The following is a 14,369-nucleotide window of genomic DNA, read 5'->3' as shown; positions in this document are numbered from 1 at the left end:
GATCGACAGACCTAGATCGCCAGCGAGAGCAGCACCGGTGCCGCGTGGCGGTTGAGGGTGTCCGCGGCCTGGCGCAGGCGGTGGGCGTGCTCGATCGGGAGGGACAGGGCCAGGCAGCCGACGGAGGAGCCGGCCGTGACGGGGACGGCCGCGCAGACCGTGCCGATCGCGTACTCCTGGAGGTCCAGGACGGGGACGGTGGGCGGTTGCGCCTCCAGGCGGGAGAGCAGGAGCCGGTCGCTGGTGATGGTGCGCGAGGTGAGGCGGGCCATCTTGTGCCGGGCGAGGTGGTCGCGGCGGCCGGCGTGGTCGAGCTGGGTGAGCAGGCTCTTGCCGATGGCGGTTGCGTGGGCCGAGGAGCGGAAGTCGACCCACTCGTTGACCGCGGGCGTGGACGGGCTGTCGGCGTAGTGGGTGATGCTGATCTCGCCGTCGACGTACCGGCTCATGTAGACGGCGGCGCCGACCGAGTCCCGCAGCCGGTCCAGGGTGCGCTGGAGCTTGTCGCGCAGGGCCTCCTCGCGGTGGTGGGCGGAGCCGAGGCGGGCCAGGGTCTCGCCCGTGACGTAGGCGCCGTCGGCGATCTGCTCGATGTAGCCTTCGCGGCGCAGCATGCGCAGGAGCGCGGTCAGCCGCTCCGGTGCGATGCCGGTGTGCAGCGCTATCTCGGTGTCGGTGACACCGCTGGTACCGCGCGCCACCGTCTCCAGGACGCGCAGGGCTTCCTGGGCCGAGTGGTACGGGGTGGTCGGCTCGTGCTTCAGCGCCACGGTGGTCTCCCCCTGCGCTTGCTGTAGGGCCGTAATCCGGTCAGTGAACCTCTTCCAGGTTAACCGGCAATGGGCTTGCAGGGAGCGGGGGTTGACAAGATTCCCGGGGCCCCGGACTGGGGCAATGGCACTCTGGCATGTGCCAGAAGCATGCCCCAGCCAGGTCCCGGTCGCAGGGCGGGGTGTTCTGCCTGTTCACCGGCTGTAGTCACAGCACTGCGCTGAGGAACTCCCGTGTCCGGTCCAGCTCCGGGTCGCTGAAGATCTTTTCCGGTGTGCCCGACTCGATGATCCGGCCGTGGTCGAACATCAGTACCTGGTCGGAGATGTCCCGGGCGAAATTCATCTCGTGGGTCACGCAGAGCATCGTGATGTCCGTGGAGCGGGCGATGTCCCTGAGGACGTCGAGGACTCCGGCGACCAGTTCGGGGTCGAGCGCGGAGGTCACCTCGTCCAGCAGCAGCACCTGCGGGCGCATCGCCAGGGCCCGGGCGATCGCCACCCGCTGCTGCTGGCCGCCGGAGAGGTGGGCCGGGTGCGCGTCGCACTTGTCGGCCAGGCCCACCATGTCGAGCAGGCCCTTGGCCCGTTCCACCGCCTCGTCCTTCGACAGGCCGAGGACGGTGACGGGCGCCTCGGTGATGTTCCGCAGCACCGTCATGTTCGGGAACAGGTTGAACTGCTGGAACACCATCCCGATCTTCTTGCGGACCTCGCGGACCTGCTTGTCGGAGGCCGGGAACAGCTGCTGCCCGTCGACCGTGATCGTGCCCTCGTCGGGCTTGAGCAGGGTCATCAGCAACCGCAGGATCGTCGTCTTGCCGGACCCGGACGGCCCGATCAGGGTGACGTGCTTGCCGGCGTCGACCGAGAAGTCCAGGTGGTCCAGGACGGTGTTGTCCCCGAACCGCTTGGTGACCTGCTCCAGCCGGATCAGCTCGCCGGCGCTCCCGGCGGGGTTCTTCTCGGGATTGGTCTCGGGGGTGGGAAGAGTGTCAGTGGGCAAGGCGTCGCTCCAGGGCTCGCAGGGCAAGGGAGGCCAGGTAGGAAATGACGATGAAGGCCACGCCGATCACCGTCAGCGGCTCGGTGAACTGGAAGTGCTCCTGCGAGTACAGGCGCGCCTGGCCGAGCATCTCCAGCACGGTGATCGCCATGACCATCGGGGTGTCCTTGAGCATGGAGATGACGTAGTTGCCGAGCGCCGGGACGACCCGGCGCACCGCCTGCGGCAGGATCACCGCGGTCCACGTCCGGCGCAGCGGCAGGTTCAGTGCCGTCGCCGCCTCCCACTGGCCGACCGGCACGGCCTCGATACCGGCCCGGTAGACCTGCATCGTGTACGTCGAGTAGTGCAGCCCGATCGCGAAGACACCGGTGGTCAGCGCCGAGAAGGTCAGGCCCCACTCGGGCAGCACGTAGAAGAGGAAGAACAGCTGCACCAGCAGCGGGGTGTTGCGGACGAACTCCGTGACCACGCCGACCGGCCAGGTCACCCAGCGCGAGGGCACCCGCATCAGCAGCGCCCACACCAGGCCCAGCGCGAAGGAGATCACCGAGCCGAGGGCCAGGATCTGCACGGTGACCAGCAGACCGTCCCAGAGGTGCGGCATGAAGCCGCTGACAGCGCTCCAGTCCCACTTCATGCGACAGCACCTCCCACGCCGGTGGTCTGCGGACGGTCCAGCTCCTGGTCGGGCGTGCTCCCGACCGGCTTGCCCGTGCCGGCCTTGAGCTTGCGCTCCAGACCGCGCATGCCGCGGGTCAGCACGAAGGCGATCACGAAGTAGATCAGCAGCACGATCGTGTAGATCTCCGCGCTCTCCTGGAGCGCCAGACGCACCAGGTTGCCGCTGAACGCCAGGTCGCCCATGCCCATGATCGACACCAGGGCCGTGCCCTTGAGCAGTTCGACGAGCAGGTTGGAGAACGGCGGGATCATCTCCGGCACCGCCTGCGGCAGCAGGATCAGCCGCAGCCGCTGCCAGGGCGTGAAGCTGAGCGCGATCCCGCCCTCCTTCTGCGCCGGGTCGACCGCGTTCAGCGCGCCGCGCACGATCTCGGAGCCGTACGCCCCGTAGGTCAGGCCGAGCGCGAGGGTGCCCGCCCACAGCGGCACCAGCTGCCAGCCGAAGGCGATGGGCAGCACGAAGTACACCCAGAAGATCATCACCAGCGCCGACGTGCCGCGGAACACCTCGGTGTAGACGCCCGCGAGGAAGCGGACGATCCACAGCCGGTGGGTGCGCGCCACGCCGACGGCGAAGGACACCGCGGCGCCCAGCAGGGCGCTGCAGACGAGCAGCTGGATCGTGACCCAGACGCCCTTGAGCACGAGTTCCCAGAGTCCCGAGGTCATCCGCCGCAGAGCTCCTTCGCGGTCAGATCCGTCATCTCGGCCTCGGTGAAACCGAACGGCTTGAGGATGCGGAGCAGTTCGCCGCTCTTCTTGAGCTTGCGCAGCTCCACGTTGAAGGCGTCCCGCAGGTTGGTCTCGGTCGGCCGGAACGCGAAGGCGCCTCCGTCGACGTGCGGCTTGCCGTCGACGATCGGCTTGAACGGATCGGTGGCTTCCGCCTTGGCGGACTTCTTCACCACCTCGCGCACGGTGAGCGCCGTGCCGGCGAACACGTCCACGCGCCCCGCCTCGACGGCGTTCAGCCCCGCCACCTGGTCCGGGACGATGAGGATGTCGCTCTCCTCGTACCCGGCGTCCACGGCGTACTGGATCTCGGCGTAACCGGTCCCGGTGGCGAACTTCGCCTTCTTCTCGACGACGTCCTTGTAGCTGTGCAGCCCCTTGGGGTTGCCCTTGCGCACGATGAACGCGTCGAGCATCTGGTAGTCGGGGTCGGCGAAGATGACCTGCTCGCAGCGCTCGGGGTTGACGTACATCCCGGCGGCCACGACGTCGAACTGCTGGGAGTTCAGGCCCGGGATGAGCGAGCCGAACTCGGTCGGCACGGGCTGCACCCGGTCGACGCCGAGACGCTTGAAGATCACCTTGGCCAGTTCCGGCGCCTCACCGGTCAGTTCGCCGTCCGTGTCGATGAAGCCGAACGGGATCTCACCGGCGATGCCGAGCCGGACGACGCCCGCCGCCCGGAGCCGGCCGAGCAGATCACCGCCCTTGACGTCCGAAGCGGTGGCGACCCGCGTGCATCCGGCGGCACCCAGCGCACCGAGCGCCGCCACCCCCGCGAGCAGCGACCGGCGCGTGGGCCCGGAGACGGGCCGGGGTATGGGTTCGGGACCTCTGAAGGGGCTTCTCTGTGGTGGAGCCATGGGCGCGCAGCTACCCGACCGCCTCCGAGTTATGCCGATCTTTTCAAGCCCCGCACTCACCCCGTGCGCCCTTGACCGCGGCGGCGGCGGGCACTCCCATGGAGGGCATGGCTGATCGCTACATCGAAGTCTCGCTGGTCAAGCGCGACGTGACCTGCACGGCCAGGCTGCTGGACGACCGCGCGCCGATCACCTGCGCGGCCGTCTGGGATTCCCTTCCGCTGGCCGGCGACGTCTACCACGCGAAGTACGCACGCAACGAGATCTACGCCCTTTTCCCGCCCTTCGCCGAAACCGAGCCACCCCTGGAAAATCCGACCATCACCCCGATCCCCGGCGACCTGTGCTATTTCACCTTCGCCGGGGCGGAGTTGGGGACCAAGGCCTACGGCTACGACCGTGAGGTCCGCGCCGGGATCACGCTCGTCGACCTGGCCCTGTTCTACGAGCGCAACAACCTGCTGCTGAACGGCGATGTCGGCTGGGTCCCGGGCATCGTCTGGGGCCAGGTCGTCGACGGCCTGGAGACCATGGCCGAGGCGTGCAACGACCTGTGGAGGTCGGGGGCGGCGGGGGAGTCGCTCAGCTTCCGGAGGGCGTAGGCCGGCCCGCGGAGGCCACCCCCGCCTCGTACAGCGCGTGGGCCGCCCGCAGCACCAGATCGTCCCGGTGCCGGGCGGCCACGAGCTGCAGACCGATCGGCAGACCGTCCCCGTCGGCGCCGACCGGCACGCTCGCCGCGGGCTGCTGCGTCATGTTGAACGGGTAGGTGAACGGGGTCCAGCCCGTCCACCGCCGATGGCCGGAACCCTTCGGTACCTCGGCGCCCGCCTCGAACGCCGTGAGCGGCATGGTCGGCGTGACGAGCAGGTCGTACGTTTCGTGGAACCGGCCCATCCGGCGGCCCAGGTCCATCCGGACGTCCACCGCGGCCAGATAGTCCAGCGCCGAGTACCGGGCGCCCCGCGCGCAGATCTCCCGCAGGCCCGGGTCCAGCAACTCCCGCTGGTGCGGGCCCAGATGCTGGGTCACCCGGGCCGCCCCGCTGAACCACAGGGTGTGGAAGGCCTCCACCGGGTCGGTGAGATCCGGGTCGGTCTCCGTGACGTACGCGCCGAGTTCCGCCAGCCGCTCCACCGCCCGCCGCACCGCCCTCGCGACCGCGGGCTGCACCGCCACCTGCCCGCCCAGCGACGGCGAGTACGCCACCCGCAGCCCCCGCACCCCCGCCCCGCCCGCCAGACCGTCCGTGTACGGGCCGGCCGGGGCCGCGAGCGCCGACCAGTCGCGCGAGTCCGGGTGGCCGATGACGTCCATCAGCAGCGCCGCGTCCGCCGCGTCCCGGGTCATCGGACCCACGTGCGCCAGCGTGCCGAACGCGCTCGCCGGGTAGAGCGGCACCCGCCCGTACGTCGGCTTCAGCGCGAAGATCCCGCAGAACGACGCCGGGATGCGCACGCTGCCGCCGCCGTCCGTGCCCAGAGACAGCGGCCCCGCGCCGAGCGCCACGGCCGCCGCACTGCCGCCGCTCGACCCGCCCGCCGTGCGCGAGGGGTCCCACGGGTTGCGCGTCACACCGCTGAGCGGCGAGTCCGTCACCCCCTTCCAGCCGTACTCGGGGGTCGTCGTCTTGCCGAGGAAGACCGCACCGTGCTCCCGCAGCCGGGCCACGGAGGGGGCGTCCTCGTCCCAGCGCCCTGCCGCCGGGTCCACGGCCTTCGAGCCCCGCAGGGTCGGCGCCCCGCGCTGGAGCAGGATGTCCTTGACGGTGACCGGCACCCCGTCCAGCAGCCCGCGTGGCTCACCGCGCCGCCATCGCTCCTCCGACTCCCCGGCCCGCTCCAGCGCGTCCTCGGCGGTCAGCCGGACGAAGGCGTTCACCTCCGGCTGGATCGCCTCGGCCCGCTCCAGCGCCGCCCGGGTCGCCTCCACGGGACTCCACTCGCCCTTGCGGTACCCGTCGAGGAGCCGTACGGCGGTCAGGTCGGTGAGCTCGGTCATTCACCCTCCACGGAACGTCAGTGACCAGGTACATACCCACGCTGCTTGTCCACCACGTTCTTCAGCGGCTCCCCTGCCGCCCACTGTTCGTACAACTCCACGAACTGCGAACCGAGTTCGTCACGCCAGCCGATGGTGTCGCCGCTCATGTGCGGGGACACGATCAGGTCCGGCGCCTGCCACAACGGGCTCTCGGCGGGCAGGGGCTCGGCCTCGAAGACGTCCAGGGCGGCACCCGCGATCCAGCGCTTGGCCAGGGCCTCGGCGAGCGCCTCCTCGACGACCAGCCGGCCGCGGCCGATGTTGACGAACCGGGCGGACGGCTGCATCAGGCCGAAGCGGCGGGCGTCGAACATGCCACGCGTCTCGTCCGTCAGCGGCGCTGCCGCGATCACCCAGTCGGCGCGCGCCAGCAGCCGGTCAAGGTCCTCGGGGCCGTGCACGCCGGAGCGCGCGGCACGGCCCACGAGCGCGGTGGTGATGCCCAGCGCCCCCAGCGTGTGCGCGATCGCCCGGCCGATCGGGCCGGAGCCGACCACGACGGCCCGGGTTCCGGCGATCTTGTGCGCCTCGCGGTGCCGCCAGGTCCGTTCCCGCTGTAGTTCCAGCGTCCGCGGCAGGTCCTTGGCCATGGCCAGCACGAGCGCGGCGACGTACTCCGCGATCGGCTGGTCGAAGATGCCGCGCGCGTTCGTCACCACGGTGTCCGAAGCGGCGAGTTCCGGACACATCAGATGGTCCACACCGGCGCTCGCCGTGTGCACCCAGCGTGGCCGCGGACCCTCGCCCGGCCAGGCGTCCCGCACGGCGCGCGAGGTGAAGTCCCACACCAGGAGTACATCCGCACGCGGGAGGCGCTCGGCCAGATGCGCCGCGTCGGTGTGTTCGATACGGGCGCGGCCTGTGAGGCGGCCGAGGCGGGGGAGGGGTTCGGCGTCCAGGACGAGGAGGGTGGGGGTGGGCATGAGCAGCCGTTTCTCCAGCCGTTCGGCGGGGCCGGCCTGCCCCGGGGGCGTGCCGGTGACGACGAGTTGACCCGGTGTTGACCAGGGAGTGATCCGGGCGGATTGACCACGCTCGCACCCGAACCTACCGTCGTCAACACGGGCGTTCCCACGATCCGTTGCACACTCGTTGCCCAGCGTGAGGCCGGTGCCTGCCATGGACGTCTCATTTCTCGGCGGGCCCGGCCCGCAGCGCGGGGTCGGCGTCGTCGCCCCCTTCGACTTCGCACTCGACCGCGAACTGTGGCGCTGGGTGCCGGACGAGGTCTCCCTGCACATGACACGAACGCCCTACGTGCCGGTCGAGGTCAGTCTCGACCTGGCCCGGCTGGTCAGCGAGCACGAGACGCTGAGCGAGGCGGTGCGCACGCTCAACGCCATCGCCCCCGAGGTCGTGGCCTACGCCTGCACGTCGGGCAGCTTCGTCGGCGGCATGATGGGCGAACGGGCGATGTGCGAGGCGATGAGCCGGGCCGGCGCCGTACCGGCGATCACCACCTCCGGCGCGCTGCTGGAGGCCCTGGTGGAGCTGGACGTACGCCGGGTGGCGCTGGTGACGCCGTACACGGTCTCGGTGACGCGGTCCCTGGAGGCCTACGTCGCCCAGGCCGGCGTCACGATCTCCGGCTGCGCCTTCATGGGGCTGACCCGGCACATCTGGAAGGTCCCCTACCGGGAGGTCGTGGACATGGCGCGGCAGGCCGTCCGCGACGACGCCGACGCGCTGTTCATCAGCTGCACCAACCTGCCCACGTACGACGTGATCCCCCAGCTGGAGGCCGAGCTGCGCATCCCGGTGATCTCGGCCAACCAAGTGACGATGTGGGCGGCGCTGCGCCGACTGGGTACCCGTGCGGTGGGGCCGTACCAAGCGCTGATCAATCCGGCGGCGCGTTCCGGTCCCGCAGTGCCGGGGGCGGACCCCGGTCCCGTACTGCCGGAAGAAGAGCAGCAGCAGGAAGGCTGGACATGACAGCACTGGGATTCCTCTACCCGGGCCACTCCGCCGAGGACGACTATCCGCGCATCGAGCAGTTGCTGGGCAGCGACATCCGGGTGGACCTGGTGCACACCGACATCGGTGAGGACGCGCACCGGGTGGACGCGCTGCTGGAGATGGGCTCCGCCGGGCGGCTCGCGGCGGGAGTCCAGGAGCTGAGGCACGCCGGTGCGGACGCCGTGGTGTGGGCCTGCACGAGCGGCAGCTTCGTCTACGGCTGGGACGGCGCCCAGGAACAGGTCCGCGCCCTGGCCCAGACGGCCGGCATGCCCGCCTCGTCCACGTCCTTCGCGTTCGCGCACGCGGTGCGGGAGCTGGGGGCGCGCAGGGTCGCGATCGGAGCGACGTACCCGGAGGACGTGGCGCAGCTGTTCGCCGAGTTCCTCCGCGCGGCCGGTGTCGAGGTCGTGTCGGTCAACAGCTCCGGCATCATCACGGCCGCCGAGGTCGGCACGTGGGGCGAGAGCGAACTCCTCGCCCTGGCCCGCGACTCCGACCACCCCGACGCCGAGGCGCTCCTCCTGCCCGACACGGCCCTCCACACGGCGGCCCACATCCAGGCCCTGGAGAAGGCACTAGGCAAGCCGATCCTCACCGCCAACCAGGTCACGGTCTGGGAGGGCCTGCGCCTGGCGGACCGACGGGTGAACGCGCCGGAGCTGGGAGCACTCTTCACCCGGGAGCCGATCGTCCAGGCGTGAGCCGCGGACCTGACCCTCGCCCCCTGCGCCGGCCCCGCCGCAGGGGGCGAGAAGGCATCAGCTTCAGCCGCTGCCACCGGCACGGCTCACGCCCTCCGTTCCGGGGGGGGGGGCGGGGGCGGCGGATGCGGCGGTGGCGGGGCGGTGGGCCGCTCCCGGCGGTCAGGGTGAAGTACCGAGGGGAACACGAAGCCGACGGCTCCGCCGACGACGGCCCCGACGGCCATGGCCAGGAGGAAGCCCCAGCCGACCCCTGAGTCGAACAGCTGCTGCGGCCCGGCGACCACGGCCCCGAAGAGGCCCGCCGCGCCCGCGCCACGCGCTCGGTCGCGCAGGCGGTGCGCACCGGTCGTCATGAAGTCCGAGTGCCCCGGGGCGGTTGAGAAAAGGGCCCGTGCCCTCGAGCGCGCTCTCCATGGGGGCCGGAATCGGTCCCACCCCTTCTTCGGTGCAGATCGGGGCATACGCGCTCCAACGCCCCACCCCATGCTGAGGAATGCTCAACTCCGCCACACCACACGAAACTTGGATTGACCGAAAGCGCGTTCCCCCTCCGTCGTCCATTCCGTGCACACTGACCACGTCCGCAGCCAGTCGTGCCGTGAAGGACTCCCGATGGCCGAACCGGGCCCGTTCAGATCTTCTGCAAGCGCTGTCCAGCTGGCCGGGCGCCTGCTGTGCTGGAGCCTGGCCGCGGCCATGGTCTCCGCCGCCGTGGACGCCTTCCTCGATCCCCGGGCCCGCTGGTGGGGATCCGTGTGGCCGCTGCCCTGGTGGCTCGTCTGTGCGTCGGCCCTCGCGTGGACCGTCCTGCGGGCCCGCGAGAAGGCCGACCGTCCACCTCCGCACGACAGCGTGCGCAGCGATTGGGACCGGGCCGCCTGACCCCCGGCTCGTGCCCCCGGGGAATAACCGGAGACAGTCCCCTGTTAGAGCCGGAACGACAGCACACGGCCCACAGCAGGAGGCACCCCACCGTGGCGGCAGACGAGACACGCGGCGCGGCAGACGAGATACGCGGCGCAGCACAGGGCAGTGCCCCCGTCCCCCTCTCCGTACTGGACCTGGTCACCGTGGGGGCCGGCCGCACCGCCTCCGACGCCCTGCGCACCAGCGTCGACCTGGTCCGCCTCGCGGAGCACCGCGGCTTCCACCGCTACTGGATCGCCGAGCACCACTCCATGCCGGGCGTGGCCTCCTCCTCCCCGGCCGTGATCCTCGCCCACCTCGCCGCCCACACCGGCCGCATCCGGCTCGGCTCGGGCGGTGTGATGCTGCCCAACCACGCCCCACTCGTCATCGCGGAGCAGTTCGGGACGCTGGAGGCCATGGCCCCGGGCCGGATCGACCTCGGCCTCGGCCGCGCCCCCGGCACGGACGGCGCCACGGCCGCCGCCCTGCGCCGCACCGACCGGCTGAACGAGGGCGCCGACGACTTCCCCCAGCAGCTCGCCGAGCTGACCCGCTTCCTCGACGACGACTTCCCCGACGGCCATCCGTACCGCCGCATCCACGCGGTCCCCGGCCCGGTCCAGGCCACGTCCCCCGGAGGCGTCCAGTCCCCGCACCGCCCGCCGCTCTGGCTGCTCGGCTCCTCCGGCTTCAGCGCCCGGCTGGCCGGTGCCCTGGGCCTGCCCTTCGCCTTCGCGCACCACTTCTCGGCGCAGAACACGATCCCGGCCCTGGACCTGTACCGGGAGTCCTTCCAGCCCTCCGCCGTGCTCGACGAGCCGTACGCCCTCATCGGCGTCTCCGCGTTCGCCGCCGACGAGGAGCGGGAGGCCCGCCGTCAGGTGCTGTCCGCCGCCCTCAGCATGGTCCGGCTGCGCACCGGCCGCCCCGGCCTCGTGCCCACCCCACAGGAGGCGGAGGCCTACGAGTTCAGCCCCATGGAGCGTGAATTCGTCGACTCCTGGAACGCCAACGTCATCCACGGCACCCCGGACGAGGTGCGCTCCGGCCTGGACGACCTCGCCAAGCGCACCGGCGCCGACGAGCTGATGATCACGGCCAACGCGCACGGCGGCGATGTCCGCGTACGCTCCTACGAACTCATCGCCGACGCCTACGGGTTGCCGACGCCCGCCTCGGCCTGAACGTCCGGCGTGCCCAGCAGCTCGGAGATGCGGTCCGGCGGCACCGGGCGGGAGTAGAGCCAGCCCTGTCCGGTGTCGCAGCCGATGCTGCGCAGCCGGGTCGCCTGCGCCGAGGTCTCGACGCATTCGGCCGTGACGGTCAGCCCGAGCCGGTGCGCGAGCTGGATCATCGCCTCGACGACGACCGCGTCGGCCGGGTTCGCGCGGGCGGCCGCCTCCCTGTCGTCGTACTGGAAACCGCGTACGAACGATCCGTCCAGCTTCAGCACCGACACCGGCAGCCGGCTCAGATACGCGAGGTTCGAGTAGCCGGTGCCGAAGTCGTCGATCGCGATCCGCACCCCCATGTCGCTGAGCGCCTTCAGGGCCTGCAGAGGACGGCCCGCCGAGCCCATCACCGCCGACTCCGTCAGCTCCAGCTGGAGCAGGTGCGGCGCGAGGCCCGTCTCGGCCAGCGTCTCCGCCACGTCGGCCACCAGGTCGGAGTCCCAGACCTGCCGCACCGCCACGTTCACGCTGACGAAGATCGGCGGCTCGTCCGGATGGTCCAGCTGCCACCGCCGGGCCTGCCGGCAGGCCGTACGCAGCACCCAGCGGCCCAGCGGGACGATCGAACCGTCTTCCTCCGCAAGTCCGATGAACCGATTCGGCGTCAGTACGCCGAACTGGGGATGATTCCAGCGGATGAGCGCCTCGACCCCGTGCAGCCGGTCGTCCTCCATGCCCACCAGCGGCTGGTACTCCAGCTGGAACTCGCCCCGGTCGATGGCCGGCCGGAGCGTGGAGGCCAGGGCCTGGCGGGTCATGCGGTGGGCGTTGCGCTCCGGGTCGAACAGCGTCCAGCGGGCCTTGCCGTCCGCCTTCGCCCAGTAGAGCGTCGTGTCGGCCGCCTGCATCAGCGCCGTCGGCGTGGTGCCCGCGGCGTGCCGCTCCACGACCCCGATCGACGCCGAGACCGACAGCCGCTGCCCGGAGATGTCGAACGGGTCCTGGACCGCGCGCAGCGCCGACTCGGCCAGTTCGGCCAGCTGTTCGGTGCCCGTGGAGTCCTCGACGAGCAGCGCGAACTCGTCGCCGCCGAGCCGGGCCACCAGCGGGATGCTGGTCCGTGAGTGCCCCGCCTCGTCCGCGCAGCGCATGAGGCGCTCGGCGACGGCGGCCAGCAGCCGGTCGCCGACCCGGTGGCCGAGGGTGTCGTTGATGGCCTTGAAGCCGTCCAGGTCCAGGTAGCACAGCCCGATCCGGCCCGTGCCGCTCTGCTCGTAGGACTCCGCCTCCAGCGCGGCCGACAGCCGTTCGAAGAACAGTGTGCGGTTGGGCAGCCGGGTCACCGGGTCGTGCATCTGCAAGTGCCGCAGCCGGGCCTGGAGTTCCCGGCGGGCGCTGATGTCTGCGACGGACAGCAGTACGCCGCTGTCCTCGGCGGGCAGCGGGGTGACCGTCACCTGCACCCACAGCGAGTGCCCGTCGGGGTGCTTGAGCCGGCGCGTGCAGCGCAACCGGGACTGCCGGCCGCGCAGCACCTCGCGGTAGGCGTGCCAGGTGCGGGCGTCGGAGGTCAGGTCGACCAGGTCGGCGGCGACGGACCCGGCGAGCCCGTCCGGGCCGGTGCCGAGCAGCGCGGCGAGCGCGTCGTTGGCGCTGACGACCGTGCCCTCCCGGTCCACGACCGCCATGGCGAGCGGGGCGGCCGTGAAGACGGAGAGGTAGGGCTGCCGAGACTGCCGCTCGGTACGGGGAGACGTGTCGATCTCACTCTCTGTGACGACCGGCCGGTCCAGGTCTGCCGCGGGCGCCGGCCCTTCGGAGGTTCCGCTCACCGCTCGCTCCCGCATGTATTCGATCTCTGTCCGTGCAGGAAAGGTCAGGAAAGTGTGCCGATCATAGAGGCTGGCCCCAGGGCCTTCCAGCCGGTGTCCAGTCTTCCCGGCCAACCGGCCCTTCTGCCAGATCGTTTCTGCGCGCACCTGGACGGCTTCTTCAGGCCCCCGACCAGTTGTGACGTTGTGTGAGTGCTTTGGGGGTGTCGGCTTCCGTGATTTTTCGACCCCTTCACCCGACCGGTGCAGGCAAACAGGACGCGGTACGACAAATCATCACAGGCTGGGTGCGGTGTCCCGCGAACCGTACCCGGAGGTACCCGTGCCGCGTCCGTTTCCGCGCGCCCGACTGCGCAGCACCGCGGCCATGTTCACCACCATGTCGGCGCTCGCCGCCACCTCCCTCGGCGCCGGTCCCTCGGCCGCCGAGCCCGACTCGGCCGCGCCCTGCGCCCTGACCCGGACCGACGCCCATCACTCGGAGGGCCTGGACACCTGGAACGCCGCCTATCCGCGCCCGGCCCGGTCCCTGGACGCGGTCATGGTCTTCCTGTCCTTCCCCGACTCCCACCCGCTGACCACCCCGCAGGAGCTGGCCGCGGACCACTTCCCGGCCACCACCCGCTTCTTCCAGCAGGCCTCCTACGGCCGCTTCACCCTGCGCCCGCACGCACTGCGGCACTGGATCCAGATGCCGAGGCCGTCCACCGCGTACGACATAAAGCGGGACTGGAGCCCCGAGCACCGGGCCGCCTACCTGCGCGACGCCCTCTCCGTGGCCGACCCCCGGGTCGACTTCTCGCGCTACGACGTCGTGTACTTCGTCGCCGACCCGGACGCGCCCGGCGTGGACTCGGACGCGACCAAGGTGGTGAACCTGACGAGCCCGCTGCGGGTCGACGGCACCGACCTGCGCCGGATCGTCACGGTGTTCGAGCAGCATCCGCCGGACCGGCTCGTCCTCGCCCACGAGACCGGGCACGTGTTCGACCTTCCCGATCTGTACCACCGGCCCACGGACGGCAAGGGCGACTGGGACACGCATGTCGGTGACTGGGACTTGATGGGCAGCCAGTTCGGACTCGCGCCGGACCTCTTCGCCTGGCACAAGTGGAAGCTGGGCTGGCTGGATTCGCGGCAGGTGCGGTGCGTGCAGGACGCCGGGCCCGCCAGGCTGACCCTGGAGCCGCTGACGGCGGGGCCGGGGGCGCCGGTGACGGGGGCCGCGGGGGCGCAGGCCTTCGGGCTCGGGCGGGGGGCCAAGCTCGCGGTGGTGCGGACGGGGGTCGACAGCGTGCTCGCCTTCGAGGTGCGGGGGCCGGTGGGCAACGACGCGGCCGCGTGCCGGCAGGGGGTGCTGGTGTACCGGGTGCGGGGCGGGGCGCAGTCCGGGGGCGGGCCCATCGAGGTGATCGACGCCCATCCGGGTACCGAGGCGTGCTGGGAGGACTCCGTCTACCCACCCCTGGCGGACGCCCCGATCGGCATCGGGGAAAGCTTCACGGTGCCGGGGGAAGAGGTGCGGGTGAAGGTGGAGGGGCGCACGGCTTCGGGGGCGTGGACGGTGAAGATCGCGGTGGGGCGTTGAGGGTGCTTCGGGGCATGCGAAAGGCCCCTCGTTCTCACGAGGGGCCTTTCGCCGTCGGGTGCGCCGCCAGGGATGTGATACACGTTAGCTTCCACGCCGTCTTC

15 protein-coding genes are annotated in these 14,369 nt (G+C 71.3%); 6 read left to right on the top strand and 9 right to left on the bottom strand.

Annotation, left to right across the window (positions count from 1 at the left end; all coding sequences use genetic code 11):
- Positions 1 to 11: 11 nt before the first annotated feature.
- The 5 genes from ABT116_RS13615 to ehuB all read right to left on the bottom strand — a co-directional run bounded on the left by ABT116_RS13615 (position 12) and on the right by ehuB (position 4,055).
- Positions 12 to 770, bottom strand: a complete 759-nt coding sequence (locus ABT116_RS13615) for an IclR family transcriptional regulator (RefSeq protein ID WP_351632069.1) — start codon at positions 768 to 770, stop codon at positions 12 to 14.
- Positions 771 to 978: 208 nt separating this feature from the next.
- Complete coding sequence (gene ehuA, locus ABT116_RS13610) at positions 979 to 1,776, bottom strand: ectoine/hydroxyectoine ABC transporter ATP-binding protein EhuA (RefSeq protein ID WP_351632066.1); 798 nt, start codon at positions 1,774 to 1,776, stop codon at positions 979 to 981.
- Positions 1,766 to 2,416 carry an ectoine/hydroxyectoine ABC transporter permease subunit EhuD gene (ehuD, locus tag ABT116_RS13605; protein ID WP_351632063.1) on the bottom strand — a complete coding sequence of 217 codons (651 nt, stop codon included), beginning with the start codon at positions 2,414 to 2,416 and terminating at the stop codon, positions 1,766 to 1,768. Before ehuD ends, ehuA begins: the two co-directional genes overlap by 11 nt.
- Positions 2,413 to 3,129 (bottom strand): ectoine/hydroxyectoine ABC transporter permease subunit EhuC, encoded by a 717-nt coding sequence (gene ehuC / locus ABT116_RS13600; protein WP_351632061.1) that lies wholly within the window; start codon positions 3,127 to 3,129, stop codon positions 2,413 to 2,415. The genes ehuD and ehuC overlap by 4 nt, the downstream gene beginning before the upstream one ends.
- A complete protein-coding gene (gene ehuB, locus ABT116_RS13595; protein WP_351632059.1) occupies positions 3,126 to 4,055 on the bottom strand; it encodes an ectoine/hydroxyectoine ABC transporter substrate-binding protein EhuB in 930 nt (309 codons plus the stop codon). The genes ehuC and ehuB overlap by 4 nt, the downstream gene beginning before the upstream one ends.
- 107 nt (positions 4,056 to 4,162) lie before the next feature.
- Between ehuB and ABT116_RS13590 the strand changes: the two genes are divergently transcribed.
- A complete protein-coding gene (locus ABT116_RS13590) occupies positions 4,163 to 4,657 on the top strand; it encodes a DUF3830 family protein (RefSeq protein WP_351632056.1) in 495 nt (164 codons plus the stop codon).
- Here ABT116_RS13590 and ABT116_RS13585 read toward each other — a convergent pair.
- Positions 4,638 to 6,056, bottom strand: coding sequence for an amidase (locus ABT116_RS13585; RefSeq protein ID WP_351632053.1), 1,419 nt, complete (start codon positions 6,054 to 6,056; stop codon positions 4,638 to 4,640). The genes ABT116_RS13590 and ABT116_RS13585 overlap by 20 nt on opposite strands.
- A gap of 17 nt (positions 6,057 to 6,073) precedes the next feature.
- Positions 6,074 to 7,021 (bottom strand): D-2-hydroxyacid dehydrogenase, encoded by a 948-nt coding sequence (locus ABT116_RS13580; protein WP_351632051.1) that lies wholly within the window; start codon positions 7,019 to 7,021, stop codon positions 6,074 to 6,076.
- Positions 7,022 to 7,217: 196 nt separating this feature from the next.
- Here ABT116_RS13580 and ABT116_RS13575 point away from each other — a divergent pair, with 196 nt between their 5' ends.
- The gene (locus ABT116_RS13575; protein ID WP_351632049.1) at positions 7,218 to 8,033 is read left to right on the top strand and encodes a maleate cis-trans isomerase family protein; all 816 of its coding nucleotides are present in this window, start codon (positions 7,218 to 7,220) and stop codon (positions 8,031 to 8,033) included.
- The gene (locus ABT116_RS13570) at positions 8,030 to 8,761 is read left to right on the top strand and encodes a maleate cis-trans isomerase family protein (protein WP_351632046.1); all 732 of its coding nucleotides are present in this window, start codon (positions 8,030 to 8,032) and stop codon (positions 8,759 to 8,761) included. Before ABT116_RS13575 ends, ABT116_RS13570 begins: the two co-directional genes overlap by 4 nt.
- An 86-nt stretch (positions 8,762 to 8,847) precedes the next feature.
- On the opposite strand, the gene ABT116_RS13565 is transcribed toward ABT116_RS13570, so the two are convergent.
- Complete coding sequence (locus tag ABT116_RS13565; protein ID WP_351632043.1) at positions 8,848 to 9,117, bottom strand: hypothetical protein; 270 nt, start codon at positions 9,115 to 9,117, stop codon at positions 8,848 to 8,850.
- A gap of 259 nt (positions 9,118 to 9,376) precedes the next feature.
- Between ABT116_RS13565 and ABT116_RS13560 the strand changes: the two genes are divergently transcribed.
- Both ABT116_RS13560 and ABT116_RS13555 read left to right on the top strand, forming a co-directional pair.
- Complete coding sequence (locus ABT116_RS13560; protein WP_351632042.1) at positions 9,377 to 9,646, top strand: hypothetical protein; 270 nt, start codon at positions 9,377 to 9,379, stop codon at positions 9,644 to 9,646.
- A 92-nt stretch (positions 9,647 to 9,738) separates the two neighbouring features.
- Entirely contained in the window at positions 9,739 to 10,857 is a 1,119-nt protein-coding gene (locus ABT116_RS13555) for an LLM class flavin-dependent oxidoreductase (protein WP_351632040.1), read from the top strand.
- Here the strand turns inward: ABT116_RS13555 and ABT116_RS13550 are convergent.
- The gene (locus ABT116_RS13550; protein ID WP_351632037.1) at positions 10,827 to 12,692 is read right to left on the bottom strand and encodes a putative bifunctional diguanylate cyclase/phosphodiesterase; all 1,866 of its coding nucleotides are present in this window, start codon (positions 12,690 to 12,692) and stop codon (positions 10,827 to 10,829) included. The two genes, ABT116_RS13555 and ABT116_RS13550, sit on opposite strands and share 31 nt — an antisense overlap.
- Positions 12,693 to 12,969: 277 nt before the next feature.
- Here ABT116_RS13550 and ABT116_RS13545 point away from each other — a divergent pair, with 277 nt between their 5' ends.
- A complete protein-coding gene (locus ABT116_RS13545; RefSeq protein ID WP_351632035.1) occupies positions 12,970 to 14,265 on the top strand; it encodes a M6 family metalloprotease domain-containing protein in 1,296 nt (431 codons plus the stop codon).
- Positions 14,266 to 14,369: the final 104 nt, after the last annotated feature.

This window comes from Streptomyces sp. NPDC002130 (assembly GCF_040296465.1).
In the GTDB taxonomy this organism is placed as follows: domain Bacteria; phylum Actinomycetota; class Actinomycetes; order Streptomycetales; family Streptomycetaceae; genus Streptomyces.
The sequence above is the reverse complement of the archived record's forward strand: the minus strand, read 5'-3'. Positions and strand labels throughout refer to the sequence as shown.

Coding starts and splice junctions, on each gene's coding strand:
- ehuD (WP_351632063.1), bottom strand. CDS start 2,416: ATGAAGTGGGACTGGAGCGCTGTCAGCGGCTTCATGCCGCACCTCTGG.
- ehuC (WP_351632061.1), bottom strand. CDS start 3,129: ATGACCTCGGGACTCTGGGAACTCGTGCTCAAGGGCGTCTGGGTCACG.
- ehuB (WP_351632059.1), bottom strand. CDS start 4,055: ATGGCTCCACCACAGAGAAGCCCCTTCAGAGGTCCCGAACCCATACCC.
- ABT116_RS13590 (WP_351632056.1), top strand. CDS start 4,163: ATGGCTGATCGCTACATCGAAGTCTCGCTGGTCAAGCGCGACGTGACC.
- ABT116_RS13585 (WP_351632053.1), bottom strand. CDS start 6,056: ATGACCGAGCTCACCGACCTGACCGCCGTACGGCTCCTCGACGGGTAC.
- ABT116_RS13580 (WP_351632051.1), bottom strand. CDS start 7,021: ATGCCCACCCCCACCCTCCTCGTCCTGGACGCCGAACCCCTCCCCCGC.
- ABT116_RS13575 (WP_351632049.1), top strand. CDS start 7,218: ATGGACGTCTCATTTCTCGGCGGGCCCGGCCCGCAGCGCGGGGTCGGC.
- ABT116_RS13570 (WP_351632046.1), top strand. CDS start 8,030: ATGACAGCACTGGGATTCCTCTACCCGGGCCACTCCGCCGAGGACGAC.
- ABT116_RS13565 (WP_351632043.1), bottom strand. CDS start 9,117: ATGACGACCGGTGCGCACCGCCTGCGCGACCGAGCGCGTGGCGCGGGC.
- ABT116_RS13560 (WP_351632042.1), top strand. CDS start 9,377: ATGGCCGAACCGGGCCCGTTCAGATCTTCTGCAAGCGCTGTCCAGCTG.
- ABT116_RS13550 (WP_351632037.1), bottom strand. CDS start 12,692: ATGCGGGAGCGAGCGGTGAGCGGAACCTCCGAAGGGCCGGCGCCCGCG.